This is a genomic window from Pontibacillus salipaludis, from assembly GCF_014642405.1.
Lineage (GTDB): Bacteria > Bacillota > Bacilli > Bacillales > BH030062 > Pontibacillus > Pontibacillus salipaludis.
Genome location: NZ_BMIN01000003.1, coordinates 132,469 through 151,591, shown reverse-complemented (window position 1 = coordinate 151,591; position 19,123 = coordinate 132,469). Strand labels below are relative to the sequence as shown.

The 19,123-nt window shown below is 40.6% G+C and carries 17 protein-coding genes, 1 other RNA gene and 1 other annotated feature; of the genes, 3 read left to right on the top strand and 15 right to left on the bottom strand.

Features of this window, described 5'->3' with window-relative positions:
• Window positions 1-105: 105 nt before the first annotated feature.
• From IEW76_RS04670 to IEW76_RS04635, 8 genes are all read right to left on the bottom strand, one after another.
• Entirely contained in the window at window positions 106-261 is a 156-nt protein-coding gene (locus tag IEW76_RS04670) for a DUF3918 family protein (RefSeq protein ID WP_188651370.1), read from the bottom strand.
• 24 nt (window positions 262-285) lie between these two features.
• On the bottom strand, window positions 286-474 hold the full coding sequence (locus IEW76_RS04665; protein WP_036785611.1) for a YrzR-like zinc ribbon domain: 189 nt from the start codon (window positions 472-474) through the stop codon (window positions 286-288).
• A 145-nt stretch (window positions 475-619) separates the two neighbouring features.
• Window positions 620-2,956 (bottom strand): SF1B family DNA helicase RecD2, encoded by a 2,337-nt coding sequence (recD2, locus tag IEW76_RS04660; protein WP_308422041.1) that lies wholly within the window; start codon window positions 2,954-2,956, stop codon window positions 620-622.
• Between the two features lie 15 nt (window positions 2,957-2,971).
• A complete protein-coding gene (locus tag IEW76_RS04655; protein ID WP_188651368.1) occupies window positions 2,972-3,643 on the bottom strand; it encodes a tetratricopeptide repeat protein in 672 nt (223 codons plus the stop codon).
• Window positions 3,644-3,900: 257 nt separating this feature from the next.
• Window positions 3,901-5,013: a tRNA 2-thiouridine(34) synthase MnmA gene (gene mnmA, locus IEW76_RS04650; RefSeq protein WP_188651366.1), complete on the bottom strand. Its 1,113-nt coding sequence runs from the start codon at window positions 5,011-5,013 to the stop codon at window positions 3,901-3,903.
• 13 nt (window positions 5,014-5,026) lie between these two features.
• On the bottom strand, window positions 5,027-6,172 hold the full coding sequence (locus IEW76_RS04645; RefSeq protein WP_188651364.1) for a cysteine desulfurase family protein: 1,146 nt from the start codon (window positions 6,170-6,172) through the stop codon (window positions 5,027-5,029).
• Between the two features lie 21 nt (window positions 6,173-6,193).
• Window positions 6,194-6,613 (bottom strand): cysteine metabolism transcriptional regulator CymR, encoded by a 420-nt coding sequence (gene cymR, locus IEW76_RS04640; protein WP_188651362.1) that lies wholly within the window; start codon window positions 6,611-6,613, stop codon window positions 6,194-6,196.
• On the bottom strand, window positions 6,546-7,289 hold the full coding sequence (locus IEW76_RS04635; RefSeq protein WP_229721121.1) for a YczE/YyaS/YitT family protein: 744 nt from the start codon (window positions 7,287-7,289) through the stop codon (window positions 6,546-6,548). The genes cymR and IEW76_RS04635 overlap by 68 nt, the downstream gene beginning before the upstream one ends.
• A 285-nt stretch (window positions 7,290-7,574) precedes the next feature.
• Between IEW76_RS04635 and IEW76_RS04630 the strand changes: the two genes are divergently transcribed.
• Both IEW76_RS04630 and IEW76_RS04625 read left to right on the top strand, forming a co-directional pair.
• Complete coding sequence (locus IEW76_RS04630) at window positions 7,575-8,852, top strand: replication-associated recombination protein A (protein ID WP_188651360.1); 1,278 nt, start codon at window positions 7,575-7,577, stop codon at window positions 8,850-8,852.
• Between the two features lie 112 nt (window positions 8,853-8,964).
• A complete protein-coding gene (locus tag IEW76_RS04625) occupies window positions 8,965-9,684 on the top strand; it encodes an RsfA family transcriptional regulator (protein WP_188651357.1) in 720 nt (239 codons plus the stop codon).
• Window positions 9,685-9,717: 33 nt separating this feature from the next.
• Here the strand turns inward: IEW76_RS04625 and IEW76_RS04620 are convergent, their stop codons facing one another.
• The 5 genes from IEW76_RS04620 to IEW76_RS04600 all read right to left on the bottom strand — a co-directional run bounded on the left by IEW76_RS04620 (window position 9,718) and on the right by IEW76_RS04600 (window position 14,608).
• Window positions 9,718-10,473, bottom strand: a complete 756-nt coding sequence (locus IEW76_RS04620) for a tRNA threonylcarbamoyladenosine dehydratase (RefSeq protein WP_188651356.1) — start codon at window positions 10,471-10,473, stop codon at window positions 9,718-9,720.
• A gap of 140 nt (window positions 10,474-10,613) precedes the next feature.
• Window positions 10,614-10,805, bottom strand: a non-coding RNA gene (gene ssrS, locus IEW76_RS04615) — 6S RNA.
• Between the two features lie 81 nt (window positions 10,806-10,886).
• Window positions 10,887-12,680 (bottom strand): aspartate--tRNA ligase, encoded by a 1,794-nt coding sequence (aspS, locus tag IEW76_RS04610; RefSeq protein WP_188651353.1) that lies wholly within the window; start codon window positions 12,678-12,680, stop codon window positions 10,887-10,889.
• Window positions 12,677-13,960, bottom strand: coding sequence for a histidine--tRNA ligase (hisS, locus tag IEW76_RS04605; protein WP_188651351.1), 1,284 nt, complete (start codon window positions 13,958-13,960; stop codon window positions 12,677-12,679). Before hisS ends, aspS begins: the two co-directional genes overlap by 4 nt.
• Window positions 13,961-14,063: 103 nt before the next feature.
• Window positions 14,064-14,293: a binding site (T-box leader), on the bottom strand.
• A 138-nt stretch (window positions 14,294-14,431) separates the two neighbouring features.
• Window positions 14,432-14,608 (bottom strand): helix-turn-helix domain-containing protein, encoded by a 177-nt coding sequence (locus tag IEW76_RS04600; protein ID WP_036785579.1) that lies wholly within the window; start codon window positions 14,606-14,608, stop codon window positions 14,432-14,434.
• A gap of 141 nt (window positions 14,609-14,749) precedes the next feature.
• Here IEW76_RS04600 and IEW76_RS04595 point away from each other — a divergent pair, with 141 nt between their 5' ends.
• Window positions 14,750-16,267 carry an N-acetylmuramoyl-L-alanine amidase family protein gene (locus tag IEW76_RS04595; RefSeq protein ID WP_188651348.1) on the top strand — a complete coding sequence of 506 codons (1,518 nt, stop codon included), beginning with the start codon at window positions 14,750-14,752 and terminating at the stop codon, window positions 16,265-16,267.
• A gap of 127 nt (window positions 16,268-16,394) precedes the next feature.
• Here the strand turns inward: IEW76_RS04595 and dtd are convergent, their stop codons facing one another.
• Window positions 16,395-16,841 (bottom strand): D-aminoacyl-tRNA deacylase, encoded by a 447-nt coding sequence (gene dtd / locus IEW76_RS04590; RefSeq protein WP_188651346.1) that lies wholly within the window; start codon window positions 16,839-16,841, stop codon window positions 16,395-16,397.
• Between the two features lie 11 nt (window positions 16,842-16,852).
• Entirely contained in the window at window positions 16,853-19,063 is a 2,211-nt protein-coding gene (locus IEW76_RS04585) for a RelA/SpoT family protein (RefSeq protein WP_188651344.1), read from the bottom strand.
• Window positions 19,064-19,123: the final 60 nt, after the last annotated feature.

Below are 19,123 nucleotides of genomic sequence, written 5' to 3'. Positions count from 1 at the left end.
TCCACTCAATAAAGCTAACGGAAACTTCTCTCAACTTCCTAGGAATAAGCATATTTGAAAATAAAAACAGGCCCCGCGGTGGCGGGGCCTGTTTCTTTATTTAGCTTAGCGGAAAGCTTTACTTACTCTCTTACGCATACGCTTCATTGACCGTTTTGAGAACATATCGGAGAAGTCTTTCTTGCGACCTCTTTTCGACCTGGAGTAAAGTGCGGCTGCGCCCACTCCAAGTGCTGCAAGAGAAGAGAACGTTCTGTTCATTCGCTTCACCACCCGTAAATGGATTTACCATTGGGCTGTTTGCTCTTCGTCTCCAAACAAGTCATCTAGAGAGCTTAGGGAGCCATCTTCTTCAACTTGGTGTACGTGAACCTTGCCTTTAGTAGTTGAAAGCTCTATAAAGCAGGTCCAACAGTAATATTGGTTATTCCCAATTTTCCCGATATCTTTTCGCTTACAGTTTGGACAATGCATGTCGGCAACTCCTTACTTGTGTAAGTTCTAGTTGCCATTATTGCCCAGAAAAAGATCAGTCATACACTTTTTCAGATGAATTTACTGGCACCCAATGGTATGTTCCACATTAAATCATTCGTGGAACAGTTATAGTATGTGCGGTTTACATGAAGTCATAAGGGGAAAGTTCTTCCTCATCCAGATCTTCTTCATCTTTCACTTCTGCTTCCATATAAACTTTAATTTTATCAGGTAAATCCGTGAAACGGCGATTCGTGTCCACCGTATCTACTCCTCGCTTAAAAGCTTCCTGGTCTCCGCAAATAATAAGTGATTGTTTACTTCTTGTTACAGCGGTGTATAGAAGATTTCTCTTAAGCATACGGCTATAACCTCTCACTACAGGTAAGATGACAATGGGAAACTCGCTCCCTTGTGACTTATGAATAGAGGTACAGTAAGCATGCATGAGTTGATTAAGATCCTTTCGAAGGTATTCCACTTCTTTCCCTTCAAATGAAACAACAAGTTTTTCTTTTTGTTCTTTCGTTTCATCAGCTCTGTAAATCGCGACGATCTCACCAATATCCCCGTTATATACACCAGACTCAGGTTGGTTCACAAGCTGGATGACTTTATCACCGGAACGATAGGTCAGATCATCTTTCATTTTTATTTCCCTACGCTGTCTAGAAGGTGGATTAGCTAATGCTTGAATTTCCTGATTCAGCTGATGAATGCCATTTTTTGTTCGATACATAGGTGCAAGGATTTGAATATCCTTCAATGTGTGTCCTCTTGCCATTGCCTTTTGATAAACTTGCTGAATGACTGGTAGCACTTGCGGCTCATGACAAGTGATAAATGAAAAGTCATGAGACTTAGCTAAAGACCCTTCGTCACATTTCCCTTTTTTCATGTCGTGTGCCAATCGAATGATTTGTGACCCTTCTTTTTGACGATATACTTCTTGAAGCTGTGTGGCTGGTATGTAATCTGTCGACAATAAGTCAGATAATACTTGTCCTGGACCGACAGATGGCAATTGATCTTCATCCCCAACCAATAACACCTGCATATCAGAAGGAATCGCGCGAAATAGTTGGTTCGCAAGCCAAATATCAACCATAGAAAATTCGTCTATAATTAAGATCTTCCCACTCAGTTGGTTATTCTGGTCTTTGTCAAAAGATTCCCCACCTGTCCACCCAAGCAAACGGTGAATCGTTACAGCTGGTAAGCCTGTTGACTCATTCATACGTTTAGCGGCTCTTCCCGTTGGGGCCGTCAGAAGGAATGGGAACGGTTCATCTTTGCCATAATCAGCAGGTTTTAAAGACTTTCGCTTCAATTTAGCATAAGCATTTACAATTCCTTTAATGACCGTGGTCTTTCCTGTACCCGGTCCACCTGTTAAGATCATCATTTTAGAATGGAGAGCTTTCTCAATCGCATCGAACTGCTCTTTCCCGTAACTTATGCTCTCTTCTTCTTCAATTTCTCCAACTACTTTCATTAACTCTGCTTGTGTAAATTCTTCTTCAAGTTCTGAGAGCATAACTCTGTGAAGTTGCTTAGCAAATCCTGCTTCCGCAAAGAAAAGAGATGGCAAATAAACCTTCTCTTGCTCCACTAACACTTTCTCATCTTCGACAAGTTGTGCTATTTCTCGGGAAATAATCTCGTGTGTAATAACACCAGATGAGCCTTGTAAAATGCTTAATACTTCATCTTGCAAAGCTTCAAACGTCATATAAACATGCCCATGACTGCTGCCTTGATTTAAGGCATACATACAAGCTGCTTGAATCCTAGTAGGGTGATCAAATGCAATATTGTTCTGAGAAGCTACTTCGTCTGCTCGTTTAAACCCAAACCCCTGAATATCAAACACAAATTGATAAGGGTCTTCCTGTAGAATTTCAAGCGCTTGATCTTGATACGCTTCATATATTTTCTGAGCCATTTGTAAGCCAAACCCATATTCGGATAATCCAATAACAATATGCTCAAAGCCCTGATGCTGTTTCAAATCAGCAACAAGCCTGTCAGCTTTATCTTGTTTCAGCCCAGGTACATCCTTCAACACAGAAGGATCTTGAAGGATGCGACTAATGGTTTGTTCTCCAAGTATAGCGACGATGTTTTCTGCGGTTCGTTTTCCTATTCCATAAAATAAATCACTTGAGAGGTATCCCACTATGCCCTCTTTAGATGTAGGAACTTCCTTTTGATAATGATCCACTTGGTACTGCTCGCCAAATTTCGGATGGTTTGTCACACGCCCGTAAAACGTATATTGCTCTCCTTCATCTAATGGTGAGAAGTGTCCTTTTAATACGATTTCCTTTTCATCAAAGGATTCATTTGTATCGATGATTTTAACCAGTGCAATGGAAAAGTGTTCTTCATCATTATGGTAAATCATCCGCAGAGGTTCCCCTTTGATGAAGCCTTTCTCCGGTTCAAAATTCTCTTCTAATTGCTTCTCCATTGCCATAGGGTTCTACTCCTTTTATTCTCCCTGATTTTGCTCTAGCAGCTCTTCTACTTTAGCTTTTGCATTGGCTGCCAGCATGTGATCCGGCTGAATATCAATAGCCAGTCCAAAATGTTTCAAAGCTTGTTCCGGGTCTTCTTTATAAAGATAGGATACGCCTAAGTTATAATGAGCATCACTGTGTTCAGCGTTTAGCGTTAGAACTTTCGTGAACGTTTGGATTGCTTCATCTATCATACCTACTTGCGCAAGACAAAGGCCGTATTGAAAATGCACTTCTGCATCATCAGGTGAGAGCTCTGTAGCACGTTGTAAATAGGCAAGAGCAAATTTGAATTGCTCCTGATACAATAAACTTAGTCCAAGCATATAATAGGCATCGCTCTCTTCCAAGCCTTTTTGAATAGCTTTTTGAAACGGTTCTACAGCTTCTTCGTATTTTTCTTGTTCATAATAGACATTACCTAGTCCGTAATGAGCCGTTGCAACGTCTTCATTCAACTCAATCGCTTTTTTGAAGAATCGCTCAGCTCGCTCCCGATCATTCATGTGTAACAAGAGATTTCCAAAGTTCACATAACCTAATGGTTCATTTGGGTTCTCCTCAATAGCTTGCGTAAATGCCTGCGCTGCTTCTTCATATTGTTGCTCCTGCATATATTGAATACCTTGTGTTAAGTAATCCATTTGTAATTCCTCCTACATCAAAATCCTATTTATTATCTTCTAATGAATTAATGGTTTAAAAACGCTAAAGAAAAAAGCTCTTCCTCTCTCAACATTGTATCAGATATTTTATTTATGGACTTGGTCGCATAAGAAAGAGCAAATGATTTCAATCCAAACAAAGCACCTTTAAAAAAAGAGGTGCCCCATAACGGCGCCCCTTTCATGACCTACTATACGTCATGGGGGGTATACTCGATTAGGGACATCCTCTTATATTATCCTACATATGTTAGATATTCGCCATTTTTCTCAATTTGATCAATTGTTCCGCCGCCAAGACAAACTTCGCCGTCGTAAAATACAACTGCCTGCCCCGGAGTCACTGCTCGTTCTGGCTCATCGAATACAACTTTAACTCGTCCATCTTCAAGTGGGGTAACGGTAACTCCACTATCTTTTTGGCGATAACGGAATTTTGCAGTACACGTGAACGTTTCGGTTGGTACGACACCAGTAGCCCAGTTCAATTCAGAGGCTTCAAGACCATCTGAATATAAATGATCGTTATGGTAACCTTCTCCGACGTAAAGGATATTCTCTTTTACATCTTTACCAATTACAAACCAAGGACCACCCGGACCTCCAATTCCCAGACCTTGACGTTGGCCCAATGTATAATACATTAACCCATCGTGCTTACCTTTTACTTCTCCGTCCATCGTCTCCATATTCCCTGGTTGAGCAGGAAGATATTGACTAAGGAATTCTTTGAAATTACGCTCTCCGATAAAGCAAATGCCTGTTGAATCTTTCTTAGTGGCTGTTGCCAAATCATGTTCTTTCGCAATTTCACGAACTCGTGATTTATCAATATGCCCAAGCGGGAACATAACTTTAGAAAGGACATCTTGAGAGAGTTGATTTAAGAAATAAGTTTGATCTTTATTCTCATCAATACCTCGTAGCATTTCATAGCGCTCTCCATTATGCTGAACTTGCGCATAGTGTCCTGTAGCTAAATAATCGGCACCAAGAGACATAGCGTGATCCATAAAGGCTTTGAACTTGATCTCTTTGTTACACATTACATCTGGGTTTGGAGTACGCCCTTTTTTATATTCATCCAGGAAATAAGTGAAAACTTTATCCCAGTATTGTTTCTCGAAATTCACTGCATAGTAAGGGATATCTAATTGATTACAAACACGAATAACATCATCGTAATCTTCTGTAGCTGTACAGACTCCATTTTCATCTGTATCATCCCAGTTTTTCATAAAGATCCCTACTACATCATATCCTTGTTCTTTCAAGAGAAGTGCAGCAACAGATGAGTCAACACCACCTGACATGCCGACGACTACCCTTGTATCTTTCGGATCTTTCATTGTTGTCACCACCCTAGGTTGTCTTTGTTACTCGCTTCACGATAGAAGCAACTTTTTCTGCTCCTTCACGAACATTATCTTCTGTGTTCTGAAGGCCAAAGCTAAATCGAATCGAGTTTCGTGTACGCTCATTTCCTTCGCCAAACATTGCACTTAATACATGAGAAGGCTCAATGGAACCCGCAGTACAAGCAGAACCACTTGATGCGGCAATACCCGAGAGATCAAAGTTAGTAAGAAGCGTCTCTACGTTCGCACCAGGGAAACTAACGTTTACAATAGTTGGAAGGTTAATGCGGTCCCCGTTCACTTCAAAAGAAACATCTTGTTCTTTCAGTGTATCCATAAAAATCTTCTTATACAGCTTGTATTGCGTAAGACGAGCTCTTTGCTCTTCTTCAACAAGCTCCACAGCTTTAGCAAGACCAGCTACTGCTGCTGTATTCTCAGTACCAGGACGACGTTTTCTCTCTTGCTCGCCACCATGTTGTCTTGCTTCAAGGAGGATCCCTTCCTTGGCATATAAACACCCTACACCTTTTGGTCCATTAATTTTATGACCAGAGAAGGTGAGCATGTCTACATTTAAAGCACTCACGTCAATAGGCATTGTTCCAAACGCCTGAACCGCATCTGTATGGAATAGCGCCTGATGATCTTCAAGAAGAGCTCCCATTTCTGCTACAGGTTGGATCACACCTGTTTCGTTATTAACATACATAACAGAAACAAGTATTGTATCCTCTCTCAGTTCACGTTTAAAGTCATCAATTGAAATCCGGCCTGATTCAGTAACCGGTAAATACGTTACATCAAAACCTTCAGATTCAAGATATTCAGCTGCATGTAATATAGCATGATGTTCGATAGAAGTTGTAATAATATGCTTACCATTGTGCTGGTTCGCCTTTGCTCCTCCTATTAGAGCAAGATTATCCGCTTCAGTACCACCACTTGTGAAAATAATATCTTTTTCATTCGCATTTAAAAAGGAAGACACCGATCGGCGAGCGTCATCTAATATCTTACGCGCTTTGCGCCCATAGACATGAACACTTGATGGATTCCCAAACGTCTCTTCCATCACAGGAACCATTGCCTCAATGACTTCCTTCCTCATAGGAGTTGTTGCCGCATGGTCAAAGTAAATTGTATTCATATAAGAGACCCTCTCATTTCTTTAAATATAGAACATGTACGCTTCTTGCTCATCAGAATCGTCATGTTGAGCAAGGTCGTGCAACGTTGTCGTATCTAGAACATCTTTCACAGCATCACGGATCCGCATCCAAAGCGCTTGTTTCGCCGGCTCTTCGTCTTCGATACCCTCAACTGGACTGATTGGTCCTTCTAGTACCCGTATAACATCACCAGAAGTAATTTGATCTGGGTTTCTTGTTAACATATAGCCGCCATATGCGCCACGAACGCTTCGTACTAAACCTGCATTTCTAAGAGGAGCAATAAGCTGCTCCAGATAGTGTTCGGATAAATTGTTTTCTCGTGCAATGGATTTTAAAGATATCGGACCATCACCGTATTTCTTGGCTAGCGCGATCATGATGGTCAGACCGTAACGTCCCTTGGTAGAGATTTTCATGAGCTTCACCTCTTCGTATCATATAGTCTAATAATTTCTTAGTTTGGGGTAAAGAATACCCAACAATCGTTCCAAGACCTAGTGCGATGACGACCGTGCCGACACCAACTGGTCCCCCTAAAAGCCAACCTAAAAGGAATACTGTCACTTCAATACCATTTCGTACCCATTGGACTTTCCAGCCAGTTAGGTCACGGATTACTAACATTAAACCATCTCGTGGACCAGCTCCTAGCCCTGGAGCGACGTAAATCCCAATTCCATATGCCAATACCGTAATCCCCAATAAGAAGACAGCCATGTTACTCCATAAAGTTTCCGGGGACGGTAGCACGTAGTTAAAAATATCAATGAAGACACCAATAAGAAGCATATTTAATATTGTACCAATTTGGGGCCATGATTTTGTGACAATCGATGTAAAACCGACAACCACTAAACCAGCAATAATGGACCAGGACCCAACGGTTAATCCGAATTGTTCATGAAGACCTACATGAAACACATCCCAAGGCCCAATTCCAAAACGGTCTGCTTTAATCGTTAGAGATATCCCTAACGCTAGAATAATAAGCCCTACAACAAAAAAAGACCAACGTATAAATGTTGCACGTTGAGTAAATGTTTGCTTCTTCACCGGATCTTTTGAATGAACACGTTTATTCTCTGTAGTCATATTCATGATCCTTTCTGTTTTCTAGAGAGCTTAATCACTCCTATTTTAACACCAATAGATATTATAGCACGAATAGCAACCTTCTTGCATTTTATCGCCTATATCTTTACCCTTTAAGAATAATCCATAGATTGCAAAGTTTAAGAAAATGTTTCCGTTAGCTTTAGTTGAGTATAAAGCGGCCCCAGCAACCAAGTTGTCCCTGAGCAAGCCCAAGCACTCATCATAAGTAACGGCCCCATACTGATAGATGAATAAAATCAGATTGTAAAGGAGTGTGTCCCTTTGAGCCAACAACCTTTAGCATTTCGTATGCGACCGAAACATATTGACGATATTATTGGACAGAAACACCTTGTAGGAGAAGGGAAAATGATTCGTAGAATGGTAGATGCCAAACGTTTAGCCTCTATGATTCTTTTTGGGCCTCCAGGTACAGGCAAGACTTCCATGGCGATGGCACTTGCAAAAAGCTTAAACTTGCGCTTTAAAACCTTAAATGCTGTCGTAGATAAGAAGAAAGACATGGAGATCGCTGTAGAAGAGGCCAAGATGTCCGGTCAACTGGTCCTGATTCTGGATGAAGTGCACCGACTGGATAAAGGGAAACAAGATTTCCTTCTTCCACATGTGGAAAGCAATTTAATTACGCTTATTGGCTGCACAACGAGTAATCCATATCATTCCATTAACCCAGCTATCCGTAGTCGTTGTCACTTATTTGAAGTAGAACGGTTAGATATTGAAGATGTGAAAGGTGCCATTAACCGAGCCATTGCTGATGAAGACGAAGGGCTAGGCCACTTGGATATCCATGTATCGAACACAGCCATGGATCACTTCGCTCATTCTGCAAATGGTGACTTGCGAGCTGCATTGAACGGGCTAGAACTGGCAGCTTTTTCAACGCCTGAGAATGAATTTGGACAAATAGAAATTGACCTTGATACAGCTGAACAGTGCATGCAAAAGAAGAGTTTCTCCCATGATAAAGACGGAGACGCTCACTATGACGTGCTCTCAGCTTTCCAAAAATCGATCCGTGGTAGCGATGTTAATGCTGCTCTACATTACTTAGGCAGACTCATTGAAGCAGGGGATCTTGATAGCATTGCGCGTAGAATGGTTGTGACCGCTTATGAGGATATAGGATTAGCTAATCCGCAAGCAGGTCCAAGAGCAATGGCAGCGGTTGAAGCAGCCGAGAGACTCGGGTTCCCCGAGGCCCGCATACCTTTAGCCAATGCAATTGTAGAACTTTGTTTGTCACCTAAATCAAACTCAGCATACAAAGCACTAGATTCTGCCTTGTCAGATATACGTAAAGGGAAAAGTGGTGAAGTACCAGCCCATCTTAAGGACGCTCATTATAAAGGGGCAGAAAAGTTAGGAAGAGGAATTGAGTATCAATATCCACACAATTATGAGAATAGCTGGGTTGATCAGCAATACCTTCCTGACTCTATTAAAAACGCCCTCTACTATTCACCTAAGAAGACAGGTAAGTTTGAAAAAGGGCTTGCTCAAGTGTACGAAACGATCCAAAAACAAAAAAAGAAGTAAATATTTGTATAATCCCAGGTATATTTTCATTCTTCTCTCCCCATAATAGGAACAACATTAACAAACTAGTTCTAGTAATTTCATTGGTTTATTAGAAAAGGAGAGAATGATTATGGTAAAAGTAAGACAAGATGCCTGGTCTCATGAAGATGATTTACTATTAGCAGAAACTGTTCTGCGTCACATCCGTGAAGGCAGTACACAATTGAGAGCTTTCGATGAAGTGGGTGACCATTTAAATCGTACATCCGCAGCTTGTGGATTTCGTTGGAATGCCGAGATCCGTAAAAAGTATGATCAAGCTATTGATTTAGCTAAGCGTCAGCGCAAAGAAAAGAAACGTGCTCTTGCTAAACAACAAAAAGTTGCTACAACATCTACACCAACATATACAAGGGAAGAACACCAACTTCCGGCACCTGCTTCTTCTCTAGTTGTGGAAGAAGAAGAGTTAGAGACTGTGGCTATGGAATCAAAAGACTACGCAGCCACCGCCGTCTATCAGGAAGAAACACCGATTGTTTCGTTTGATCACATCATTCGTTCATTAAAAGAACTAAAACGCCAAACACAAACTACGAACCAATCAAAATCTCACATGAAGCAAATTGAAGAAGAAAACAAGCAGTTACAAAACGAAAACAATCAACTACAAAATAAACTCCGTAAAATGGAGAAACAATACCTTATGATTCAAGAAGACTATCAAGTATTAATGCAAGTTATGGATCGAGCTCGAAAAATGATTGCATTTGATGAAGACGAACAGTTCTCCTCTAAGCCCGCTTTTCGTATGGAGAAGAACGGAAATCTTGAACAAGTAGCTCGCTAAGAGCAAACAAAAACCCGGCTTTTGCCGGGTTTTTTAGTAGCGTTCAATATTTATGGGTTTTAAGATCTCTTGTACAACATGACTAGCCATAATTAATCCTGCTACTGAAGGAACAAAGGCATTAGAAGACGGGGGCTGCTCCGCTTTCCGAGTGTTCGGGTTTTCTGGAGTAATTTCTTGACGAACATCTTCTCGTATTTTTATAGGCTGTTCCTTAGAGAAGACAACTGGAATCCCTTTTTTGTAGCCCTCTTTACGCAGTTTTGTGCGAATGACCCGTGCAATCGGATCATAACTTGTGTCAAAAATATTGGCAATTTCAAATTTAGTGGGATCCATCTTATTTGCAGCACCCATAGATGAAATAATTTGAATATCACGGTCAATACATTGCTTAATGAGATGAATTTTGTATGAGATCGTATCACTTGCATCGACTACAAAATCCAAGTCGTGTTCAAATAAGCGCTCATACGTTTCGTCGGTATAAAACATATGTAAACGTACCACTTCACAATCAGGGTTAATATCCTTAACCCGGTCTGCCATTAAATCCACCTTAGATTGACCAATAGTAGACATTAAAGAGTGAATTTGGCGATTTATATTTGTTATATCCACATCATCTTTATCAATAAGGATTAATTTGCCGACTCCACTTCTTGCTAATGCCTCAACGCTGAAAGAGCCGACTCCTCCTATCCCAAGAACGGCAACAGTGGCGTCTTTCATTAAGTCTAACCCTTGTTGACCAATGGCTAGCTGATTTCTCGAAAATTGATGAAGCACTTGGCTCACTCCTCTTTAACATGATCTATGACTTAGTATTCCTTTTCCTATAGTTCTATAAACACGACCAAAGAAAACGGAAACATAAAAATAACCTTAAGGCTACCCTTAAGGATGTTTAGTAACGTATGTAAAAGAAAGCCAATCCCAATCGTGCCGTCACAGTCCAATGTTTTGAACCCCGCTCTTGGCAAGTGGGTGCTTTGTTCTGTAATTTATGCGTCCTCTAAGTAAGTGAAACAAGGCTTGCATGCCTTACAGAAACTTCAAGCTCCCGTAGTTCAAAATGTTCGGTCAAAACGATTGTTGGATGACGTACACATCAGGATCGGCTTGTTTACTTTGTAATCAAATCATAGCATAACTAATGAATGTTGGCAACAAAAAGGGACGTTACAGTATGATTACAATTCTTACTGCTTGTCTGATTGTTCTTGCTTAGCCTTCTCATTAAGTTCAAGATGCAATTCTGTTAATTGCTCTTGGCTCACAGGTCCTGGAGCTTGAGTCATTAAGTCTGAAGCAGAAGCTGTTTTCGGGAACAAAATCGTATCCCTTAAGTTAGATCGGTCCGCTAGAATCATAACAAGACGGTCTAATCCAAGTGCGATTCCACCGTGTGGAGGGGCACCATATTCTAAAGCCTCTAATAAGAAACCAAATTGACTTTGAGCTTCCTCTTCTGAGAACCCTAATACTTTAAGCATTTGGTCCTGAACTTCCTTCTCGTATATACGAAGACTTCCTCCGCCTAACTCATACCCGTTTAATACCAAGTCATAAGCTTGAGCGCGCACCTCTTGTGGCTCAGTTTCAAGTTTATCGATATCCTCTCGCTCAGGCATTGTAAACGGATGGTGAGCTGCGAAATATCGACCTAGATCTTCGTCATATTCAAATAATGGCCAGTCTGTTACCCATAGGAAGTTAAACTGCGTTTGATCAATCAGATCAAGTTCTCTTCCTAGCTTTTGACGAAGAGCCCCAAGGCTATCATGCACAACAGAAGTTTTATCTGCTACAAATAGAAGTAGATCACCATCTTCAGCTGCAAGAGCAGCAGTAAGGTTAGCAGCTTCCTCTTCACCAAAGAATTTAGCGATAGGTCCTTTTAATTCTCCCTCTTCTACCTTCAGCCAAGCCAGTCCTTTTGCATCATAAATCTTAACAAATTCCGTTAACTTATCAATGTCCTTACGGGAGAAGTCATTTGCTTTCCCTTTGACATTAATCCCGCTAACAGTACCGCCTATTTCTACAGCAGTTTTGAATACTTTAAAGCCTGAATCCTTCACAATTTCAGACATGTTAACTAACTCTAGACCAAAACGAGTATCTGGCTTGTCCGAGCCATAACGATCCATAGCTTCATCATAACTCATGTGCTTAAATGGTGTTTCAATTTCTACACCTTTTGTTTCTTTAAGCACTCTTTTCATCATACGTTCTGTCATGCTTTGAATTTCTTCTTGGGACATAAAGGATGTCTCAATATCAACTTGTGTAAATTCTGGCTGACGATCCGCACGTAAGTCTTCGTCACGGAAACAGCGTGCAATTTGATAATACTTTTCAAAGCCTGACATCATAATGAGCTGTTTAAACAACTGCGGTGATTGAGGCAATGCATAAAACTCTCCTTCATGCACACGACTTGGAACTAAATAGTCGCGAGCACCTTCAGGAGTACTCTTCGTTAACATTGGCGTTTCCATCTCTAAAAACTCTTCGTTATTTAAGAAATTACGAATGGCTTGCGTTGTTTTATGTCGAAGCTTAAACGTCTCTTGTAACGGGTTACGGCGTAAATCCATATAACGATACTTAAGACGAAGATCCTCTGCCACATCTGTTTCGTCATGCAATTGAAATGGTGGGGTTTTGGACTTATTTAAAATGGTAATATCAGTTGCTAAGACTTCCACTTTACCTGTAGCTAACTGAGGGTTAATCGTTGCTTCATCACGAGCAACAACCTTACCTGAAATTTCAACAACATACTCCGTACGAACTTTATCTGCTGTCTCAATTGCTTCGGTAGAATCTTCAGGATTAAATACAACTTGTACTAATCCAGAACGGTCACGAAGGTCAATGAAGATTAACCCACCAAGGTCACGTCTCTTTTGAACCCATCCTTTTAATAGAACCGTTTCTCCTATATGACCTTCTCTGATTTCACCACTTAATTGACGATGTTCACTCATGATTGCTCCCCCTTAAATTCCTTCTTCATGTACTCAACAACATCGGCTAGCGCAATCGTTTCCTGATCTCCAGTCGCCATACGCTTTACATTAATTTGCCCGTTAGCAAGCTCATTCTCACCAAGAACCAACACATATTTAGCCTGAAGTCGATCTGCTGATTTAAATTGAGCTTTAACTTTTTTACCAGCATAATCTTTATCTACTTGAATTCCTGCTTTTCGAAGCTGATATACAACCCCTGCAGCCTCTTTCTCTGCTTCTTCTCCAAGAGCTACAATGTAACAATCGAGCTTCTCTTCTAGTGGCAGGGTCACACCTTCTGCCTCTAATGCCATTAATAGGCGTTCAATACTCATAGCAAAGCCAATACCAGACGTTTCAGGACCGCCTATTTCTTCTACTAAGCCGTTGTAGCGACCGCCACCAGACAGCGTTGTAATAGCTCCAAAGCCTTCAGATTCACTCATAATTTCAAACGCAGTATGATTGTAGTAATCAAGACCACGAACGAGATTAGGATCAATCGTATAAGGAATTCCCATTTTATCGAGATAGCTCTTTACGTTCTCGAAATACGTGCGAGAATAATCATTTAAGTATTCAAGGATTGACGGTGCTGTTGACATTGCAGGATGATCCTTATCCTTCTTACAATCCAATACGCGCATTGGATTTTGATCAAGTCGTACCTGGCAATCTTCGCACAATTCCTCTCGATAAGGATCAAAGTGGGATATGAGTGCTTTACGGTGTTCTTCACGGCTTTCTTGATCACCTAAGCTGTTTAATACAAGCTTAAGGGACTGTAAGCCAAGCTCCTGGTAGCTATTCATTGCAAGAGCAATTACTTCAGCATCAATAGCAGGGTCATCACTGCCCAAGGCTTCAATTCCAAATTGAACAAATTGTCGCATGCGTCCTTGTTGAGGTCGTTCATAACGGAACATTGGTCCAAAATAGTAATATTTAGTTGGTTGGTTAGGTAAGCCATACACCTTATTCTGAACGAAAGAACGTACGACTGAAGCCGTCCCTTCAGGACGAAGGGTAAGACTACGACCTCCGCGATCCTCAAATGTATACATTTCTTTTTGAACGATGTCTGTAGTGTCACCTACACCACGTTGAAATAACTCTGTATGCTCAAAAATTGGGGTACGAACTTCTTTATAATTATAGCGACGACATACGTCTGATAATACAGATTCTACAAACTGCCACTTCTCAACTTCTCCAGGTAATATATCCTGGGTACCACGAGGTCCTTTTAGACTCATGTACACTCCTCCTAAATGATATAAATCTTATTGTTTATAATTGTGACACGATTCTATAGGCATATAAAAACTCCCGCCCCATATTCGATACACAAAGATATCGAATAGGGACGGGAGATATTACCCGCGTTGCCACCCTAGTTGAAGTATTTACAATACTTCCGCTTTAACAGTTAACGCCTGTCACGTCCGACACCTACTAACCATTTGCTTTCGATGCGGAACCTAAGGAATGTCTTTCACTAAGACGATTTAGAGAGATACTTTCAGCCTAATGGTATCTCCTCTCTTGTCCAAACGTTTCTTAGCTACTCTTTCCATCAACGGTACTCAATATAGATGTATGTGAAAAAGTACTTTTTCTAGCCTGATAAGAATTTTAATACGGCTTTCATATAATTTCAACACTTTTTTCCTGCTTACATGTATGAAAGGAATTGTTTATTATCATAATGTTGACGTCATGGAATGTCAAGCTCGATCCATGCTTTCTTTCAATTTCTTAACATCTTTTAAAGAAACCCCAAATTCCTCAGCCATTTCCATGCGTGTTAGATGCGGTTCCTTCTCTAAAAAGTCATGAAACTGAACCCCAAATACGCTTTTACTTGCTTGTGATGAGTTCGAATGCTTACGGCTTTGCCTCATAATTAACACCTCTTTGTGGCTTTTTATCTATTTTCTCCAAAGCGGCATAAAAAATTTCACAATAGGAAAGGTTTTTTTATAAGGATGTCGAAAGAAAGATTAATACTCGTGTAATAAAAATAAAAAGGAGGCATATTCACCTTGTTTATACGACGCAGCACCGCCATGCTCTTTTTGGTAATGATTAGTTCATTATTCTTCTTGAGCACGGAAATCAATGCAGCACAGAAAGCCATCATTAATGTAGAGCCTCTAAACGTAAGAAGTGGACCTGGGTTAACTTATAATAAAGTGGACCAAGTGCATAAAGCGGAATCATTTACTGTTCTTCAACAGAAAGACAAATGGGTTCAAATCCAACTCCATGATAAAAAGGGTTGGGTTGCCAAGTGGCTCATCGATTTAAAGGAAGAGAATCGTTCCTCTTCTACTTCAGTCGTCACATCTAACGTTGATGACTTACGAGTAAGGAGCGGAGCTGGTACATCTTACAGCGTGATTGGTTCTATGGATCAAGGTGACACCTACCCACTTAAGAGTACATCTGGAAATTGGGTACAACTATCCTACAACAACGAGAGTGGATGGGTTTGGAAACAATTTGTTACGACAGAACAATCAGTTGAAACAACGAACGAAACAGCCGTCTTAAATTCTTCACAATCTCAGTCTCAAGCTAAGACCGAAAAGGGAGAAATCACCATTAAGACGCCCGTTTTAAACGTAAGAAGTGAAGGTAATTTAGGAGGCAAAGTAGTTAGTCAGGTTAAAGAAGGGGAACAGTATGCGTACATACAAGAAAAAGGTTCTTGGTTTGAAATTAAATACACTTCAGGTAAAACAGGGTGGGTAGCAAACTGGCTTGTAAAGAAAGTCCCTTCAAAACCTGAAGAAACTCAATCTGTTACCTTATTGTATAATGGTACAAACATTCGAAAAGGTCCATCAACCAACACGAGTATTGTCGGAAGAGGATCTAAGGGACAACAATTTAACGTCATTAGTCATGGAAACAAATGGTATGAAATAGAATATAACGGCGGATCAGCTTACGTTGCTGACTGGATCGTTACAAGTCGCTCCTCAAATGTTGAAGAGCTATCTAAGGAAGAACAAAGCATCGCCGGAAAAACAATTGTGATCGACGCTGGTCATGGCGGACGAGATGTAGGGACAATTGGCCATGATGGGAATTATGAGAAGAATCTTACCTTAACGACTGCAAAACGTTTAGCGGAACGTTTGGAGCTAGCCGGAGCAAAGGTTATCCTCACTCGCCCGAATGATTCCTATATTGCTCTTAGCTCTAGAGCCATTAAGTCGAACGTATTAGGAGCAGACGCTTTCTTGTCTCTTCATTACAATAGTTTCCCACAATCCCCAAGCGTATCTGGTATCGGAACTTATTACTATCATAATCAGCATAGAGCTTTTGCTGAAGCTGTTCAAAATGGAATGGTAAAAGCAACTGGACTCAGAGATAGGAAAGCCAAGTTTGGAGACTTTCACGTCATTCGAGAAAATCGCCAACCTGCCTTACTATTAGAATTAGGATTCTTATCCAACCCACAAGAAGAAGCATTTGTGCACACGAAAGGTTTCCAAGATAAAGTAACGAATGGTATTGTCCAAGGCATTATTGATTATTTAGGCGAATAATTTAATGATTATTACCTTCTAATCGCAAAAAAGCGCTCCAAGTCTTATTAAGACTTGGAGCGCTTTTACTATATGAGGAGTTTATTTACTAGTGAAACAACATATATCTCCTCTTAATGGATCTACTTTAACGATCTTTACTTTCTAATATTAAGGTGACAGGTCCTACGTTTGTAAGCTGGACATCCATCATCTCACCAAAAGCACCGGTTTCAACAGAAATTTCTTGGTCTTTGACGAAGGAATTGAACGATTCATATAATTCGTTAGCAGGTCCTGGTTTTGCAGCGTTCATAAAGTTCGGACGTCTCCCTTTACGAGTATCTCCGTACAATGTGAACTGAGAAATAGAGAGCATTTGCCCCCCGATATCTTTTAAGGATAAGTTCATTTTACCTTCTTCGTCCTCAAAGATTCGGAGATTCACTATTTTGTCTGCAAGATATTTTGCATCTTCTTCTGTATCCTCATGCGTTACCCCTAGAAGGACAACAAGGCCATTATCTATTTCACCTGTCACTTTGTTTTCAACCGTTACGCTAGCATTGCGGCCACGCTGAATAACTGCCTTCATACGAACTCTCCTTACTGCAGTACACGACGAACTGTGTATACATCTGGAATCTGTTTAATTCGATCAACAACTTTTCGTAAATGACTAATGTTTTGAATCATTATGGTCATGTGAATCGTTGCCATTTTATTACGATCTGATCTTCCTGTTACAGCCGTAATATTCGTTTTGGTTTCATTAACAGCCTGAAGAACCTCATTTAAGAGTCCTCTTCGATCATATCCTGAAATCTCTAAATCAAGGCTGTACTGCTTACTATCTTCTCCAGTATTCTCCCATTCCACTGGTAGAAGTCTGTTTCTGACATCATCCGTTTTGACATTTGGACAATCAGAACGATGGACAGAAACGCCGCGCCCTTTAGTGATATAACCTACAATGTCATCACCAGGTACAGGATTGCAACAGCGAGAAAGTCTTACGAGTAAATTATCTACACCTTTAACTCGGACGCCTGAATCCTTCTTCTTTTTATTGGAGTGTGACGGACGTTTAATATCGTTTTGAACACCTTCAAGCGTTTCTTCAAGGTCTTTTTCTTTATTCTGCTTACGACGAATTTTCTCCGTTAGACGAGTTGCAATCTGAGCAGCAGTTATTCCCTGGTACCCAACAGCAGCATACATATCATCATCGTTTGTGAAGTTAAACTTCTCTGCAACCCGATCCAAATTATCAGCAGTTAGCACTTCTTTCGGCTCAAGGTCCATCGACCGGATTTCTTTCTCGACAAGCTCTTTACCTTTAGCGATGTTTTCATCACGACGTTGCTTCTTGAAGAATTGCTTTATCTTGTTCTTAGCCTGTGACGTCTGACTAATCTTAATCCAGTCCTTTGATGGACCGTAAGAATGCTTCGACGTCATGACTTCAACAATGTCCCCTGTCTTTAATTTATAATCCAGAGGTTCCATCTTACCGTTTACCTTAGCTCCAATCGTTTGGTTCCCAACTTCTGTATGAATTTTATAGGAAAAATCGATTGGAACAGAACCAGAAGGAAGCTCTATTACATCTCCCTTTGGAGTAAAGACGTACACCATGTCAGAGAATAGGTCTACTTTAAGGGACTCCATGAATTCTTCAGCATCATGGGTTTCGTTCTGCCACTCCAAGATTTCTCTAAACCATGTTAAACGTTCATCAAAGGATTGCGTATTTGACTCTACATTTAACCCTTCTTTATAAGCCCAGTGGGCCGCGATTCCGTATTCAGCAATGTCATGCATTTCATGTGTCCGAATTTGAACCTCTAAAGGATCACCCTTAGGTCCTATAACCGTTGTGTGAAGGGATTGGTACAGGTTAGGCTTCGGCATCGCAATATAATCTTTGAACCTTCCAGGCATTGGCTTCCAGCACGTATGAATAATTCCAAGTACTGCATAGCAATCTTTAATGCTGTTCACTAATACACGAACAGCCAGAAGGTCATAAATTTCGTTGAACTGTTTGTTTTGCAGCACCATTTTTCGGTAAATGCTATACAAGTGTTTTGGACGTCCGGAGATCTCCGCTGTAATATCCACCTCATCAAGTTGGTTATTAATCTCGTCCATAACTTCCCCAATATAGTACTCTCTTTCATTACGCTTTTGTTTCATAAGGTGAACAATGCGATAGTACTGTTGAGGGTTTAAGTAACGAAGTGCCGTATCCTCTAATTCCCATTTAATTGTAGATATACCTAAACGATGAGCTAACGGTGCAAAAATCTCGAGCGTCTCGTTAGAAATTCTGCGCTGCTTCTCAGGAGGTAAATGCTTTAGGGTTCTCATGTTGTGCAAGCGGTCTGCTAATTTAATAAGAATTACACGAATATCCTTCGCCATAGCGACAAACATTTTACGATGATTCTCTGCTTGTTGAGCTTCTTTTGACTTATATTTAATTTTCCCTAACTTTGACACACCATCAACGAGCATTGCCACTTCTTCGTTAAACTGATTCTTTAGCTCTTCTACGGTAACGTTTGTATCTTCCACAACGTCATGCAAGAAGCCACCAGCAATCGTTACAGGATCCATTTCTAGTTCAACGAGGATACTCGCCACTTGGACAGGATGAATAATATACGGCTCACCAGATTTACGGTACTGTTCCTTATGCGCCTCTTGAGCAAATTCATAGGCACGTCGAACAAAACCTGTATCTTCTTCAGACAAATACTGGCTCGCTTGTTCTACCACTTCATCAGCTGTCAAAATTTTATCTTTAGACATCCTATCACCTGATTATTAGAAATTCGTCATAGGTATAGACGTAGCATATATATGTGTTTA

Coding starts and splice junctions, on each gene's coding strand:
- mnmA (WP_188651366.1), bottom strand. CDS start 5,013: ATGAAAGATCCGAAAGATACAAGGGTAGTCGTCGGCATGTCAGGTGGT.
- cymR (WP_188651362.1), bottom strand. CDS start 6,613: ATGAAAATCTCTACCAAGGGACGTTACGGTCTGACCATCATGATCGCG.
- recD2 (WP_308422041.1), bottom strand. CDS start 2,956: ATGGCAATGGAGAAGCAATTAGAAGAGAATTTTGAACCGGAGAAAGGC.
- IEW76_RS04665 (WP_036785611.1), bottom strand. CDS start 474: ATGCATTGTCCAAACTGTAAGCGAAAAGATATCGGGAAAATTGGGAAT.
- aspS (WP_188651353.1), bottom strand. CDS start 12,680: ATGAGTGAACATCGTCAATTAAGTGGTGAAATCAGAGAAGGTCATATA.
- IEW76_RS04625 (WP_188651357.1), top strand. CDS start 8,965: ATGGTAAAAGTAAGACAAGATGCCTGGTCTCATGAAGATGATTTACTA.
- IEW76_RS04600 (WP_036785579.1), bottom strand. CDS start 14,608: ATGAGGCAAAGCCGTAAGCATTCGAACTCATCACAAGCAAGTAAAAGC.
- IEW76_RS04655 (WP_188651368.1), bottom strand. CDS start 3,643: ATGGATTACTTAACACAAGGTATTCAATATATGCAGGAGCAACAATAT.
- dtd (WP_188651346.1), bottom strand. CDS start 16,841: ATGAAGGCAGTTATTCAGCGTGGCCGCAATGCTAGCGTAACGGTTGAA.
- hisS (WP_188651351.1), bottom strand. CDS start 13,960: ATGAGTCTAAAAGGACCTCGTGGTACCCAGGATATATTACCTGGAGAA.
- IEW76_RS04585 (WP_188651344.1), bottom strand. CDS start 19,063: ATGTCTAAAGATAAAATTTTGACAGCTGATGAAGTGGTAGAACAAGCG.
- IEW76_RS04645 (WP_188651364.1), bottom strand. CDS start 6,172: ATGAATACAATTTACTTTGACCATGCGGCAACAACTCCTATGAGGAAG.
- IEW76_RS04670 (WP_188651370.1), bottom strand. CDS start 261: ATGAACAGAACGTTCTCTTCTCTTGCAGCACTTGGAGTGGGCGCAGCC.
- IEW76_RS04635 (WP_229721121.1), bottom strand. CDS start 7,289: ATGACTACAGAGAATAAACGTGTTCATTCAAAAGATCCGGTGAAGAAG.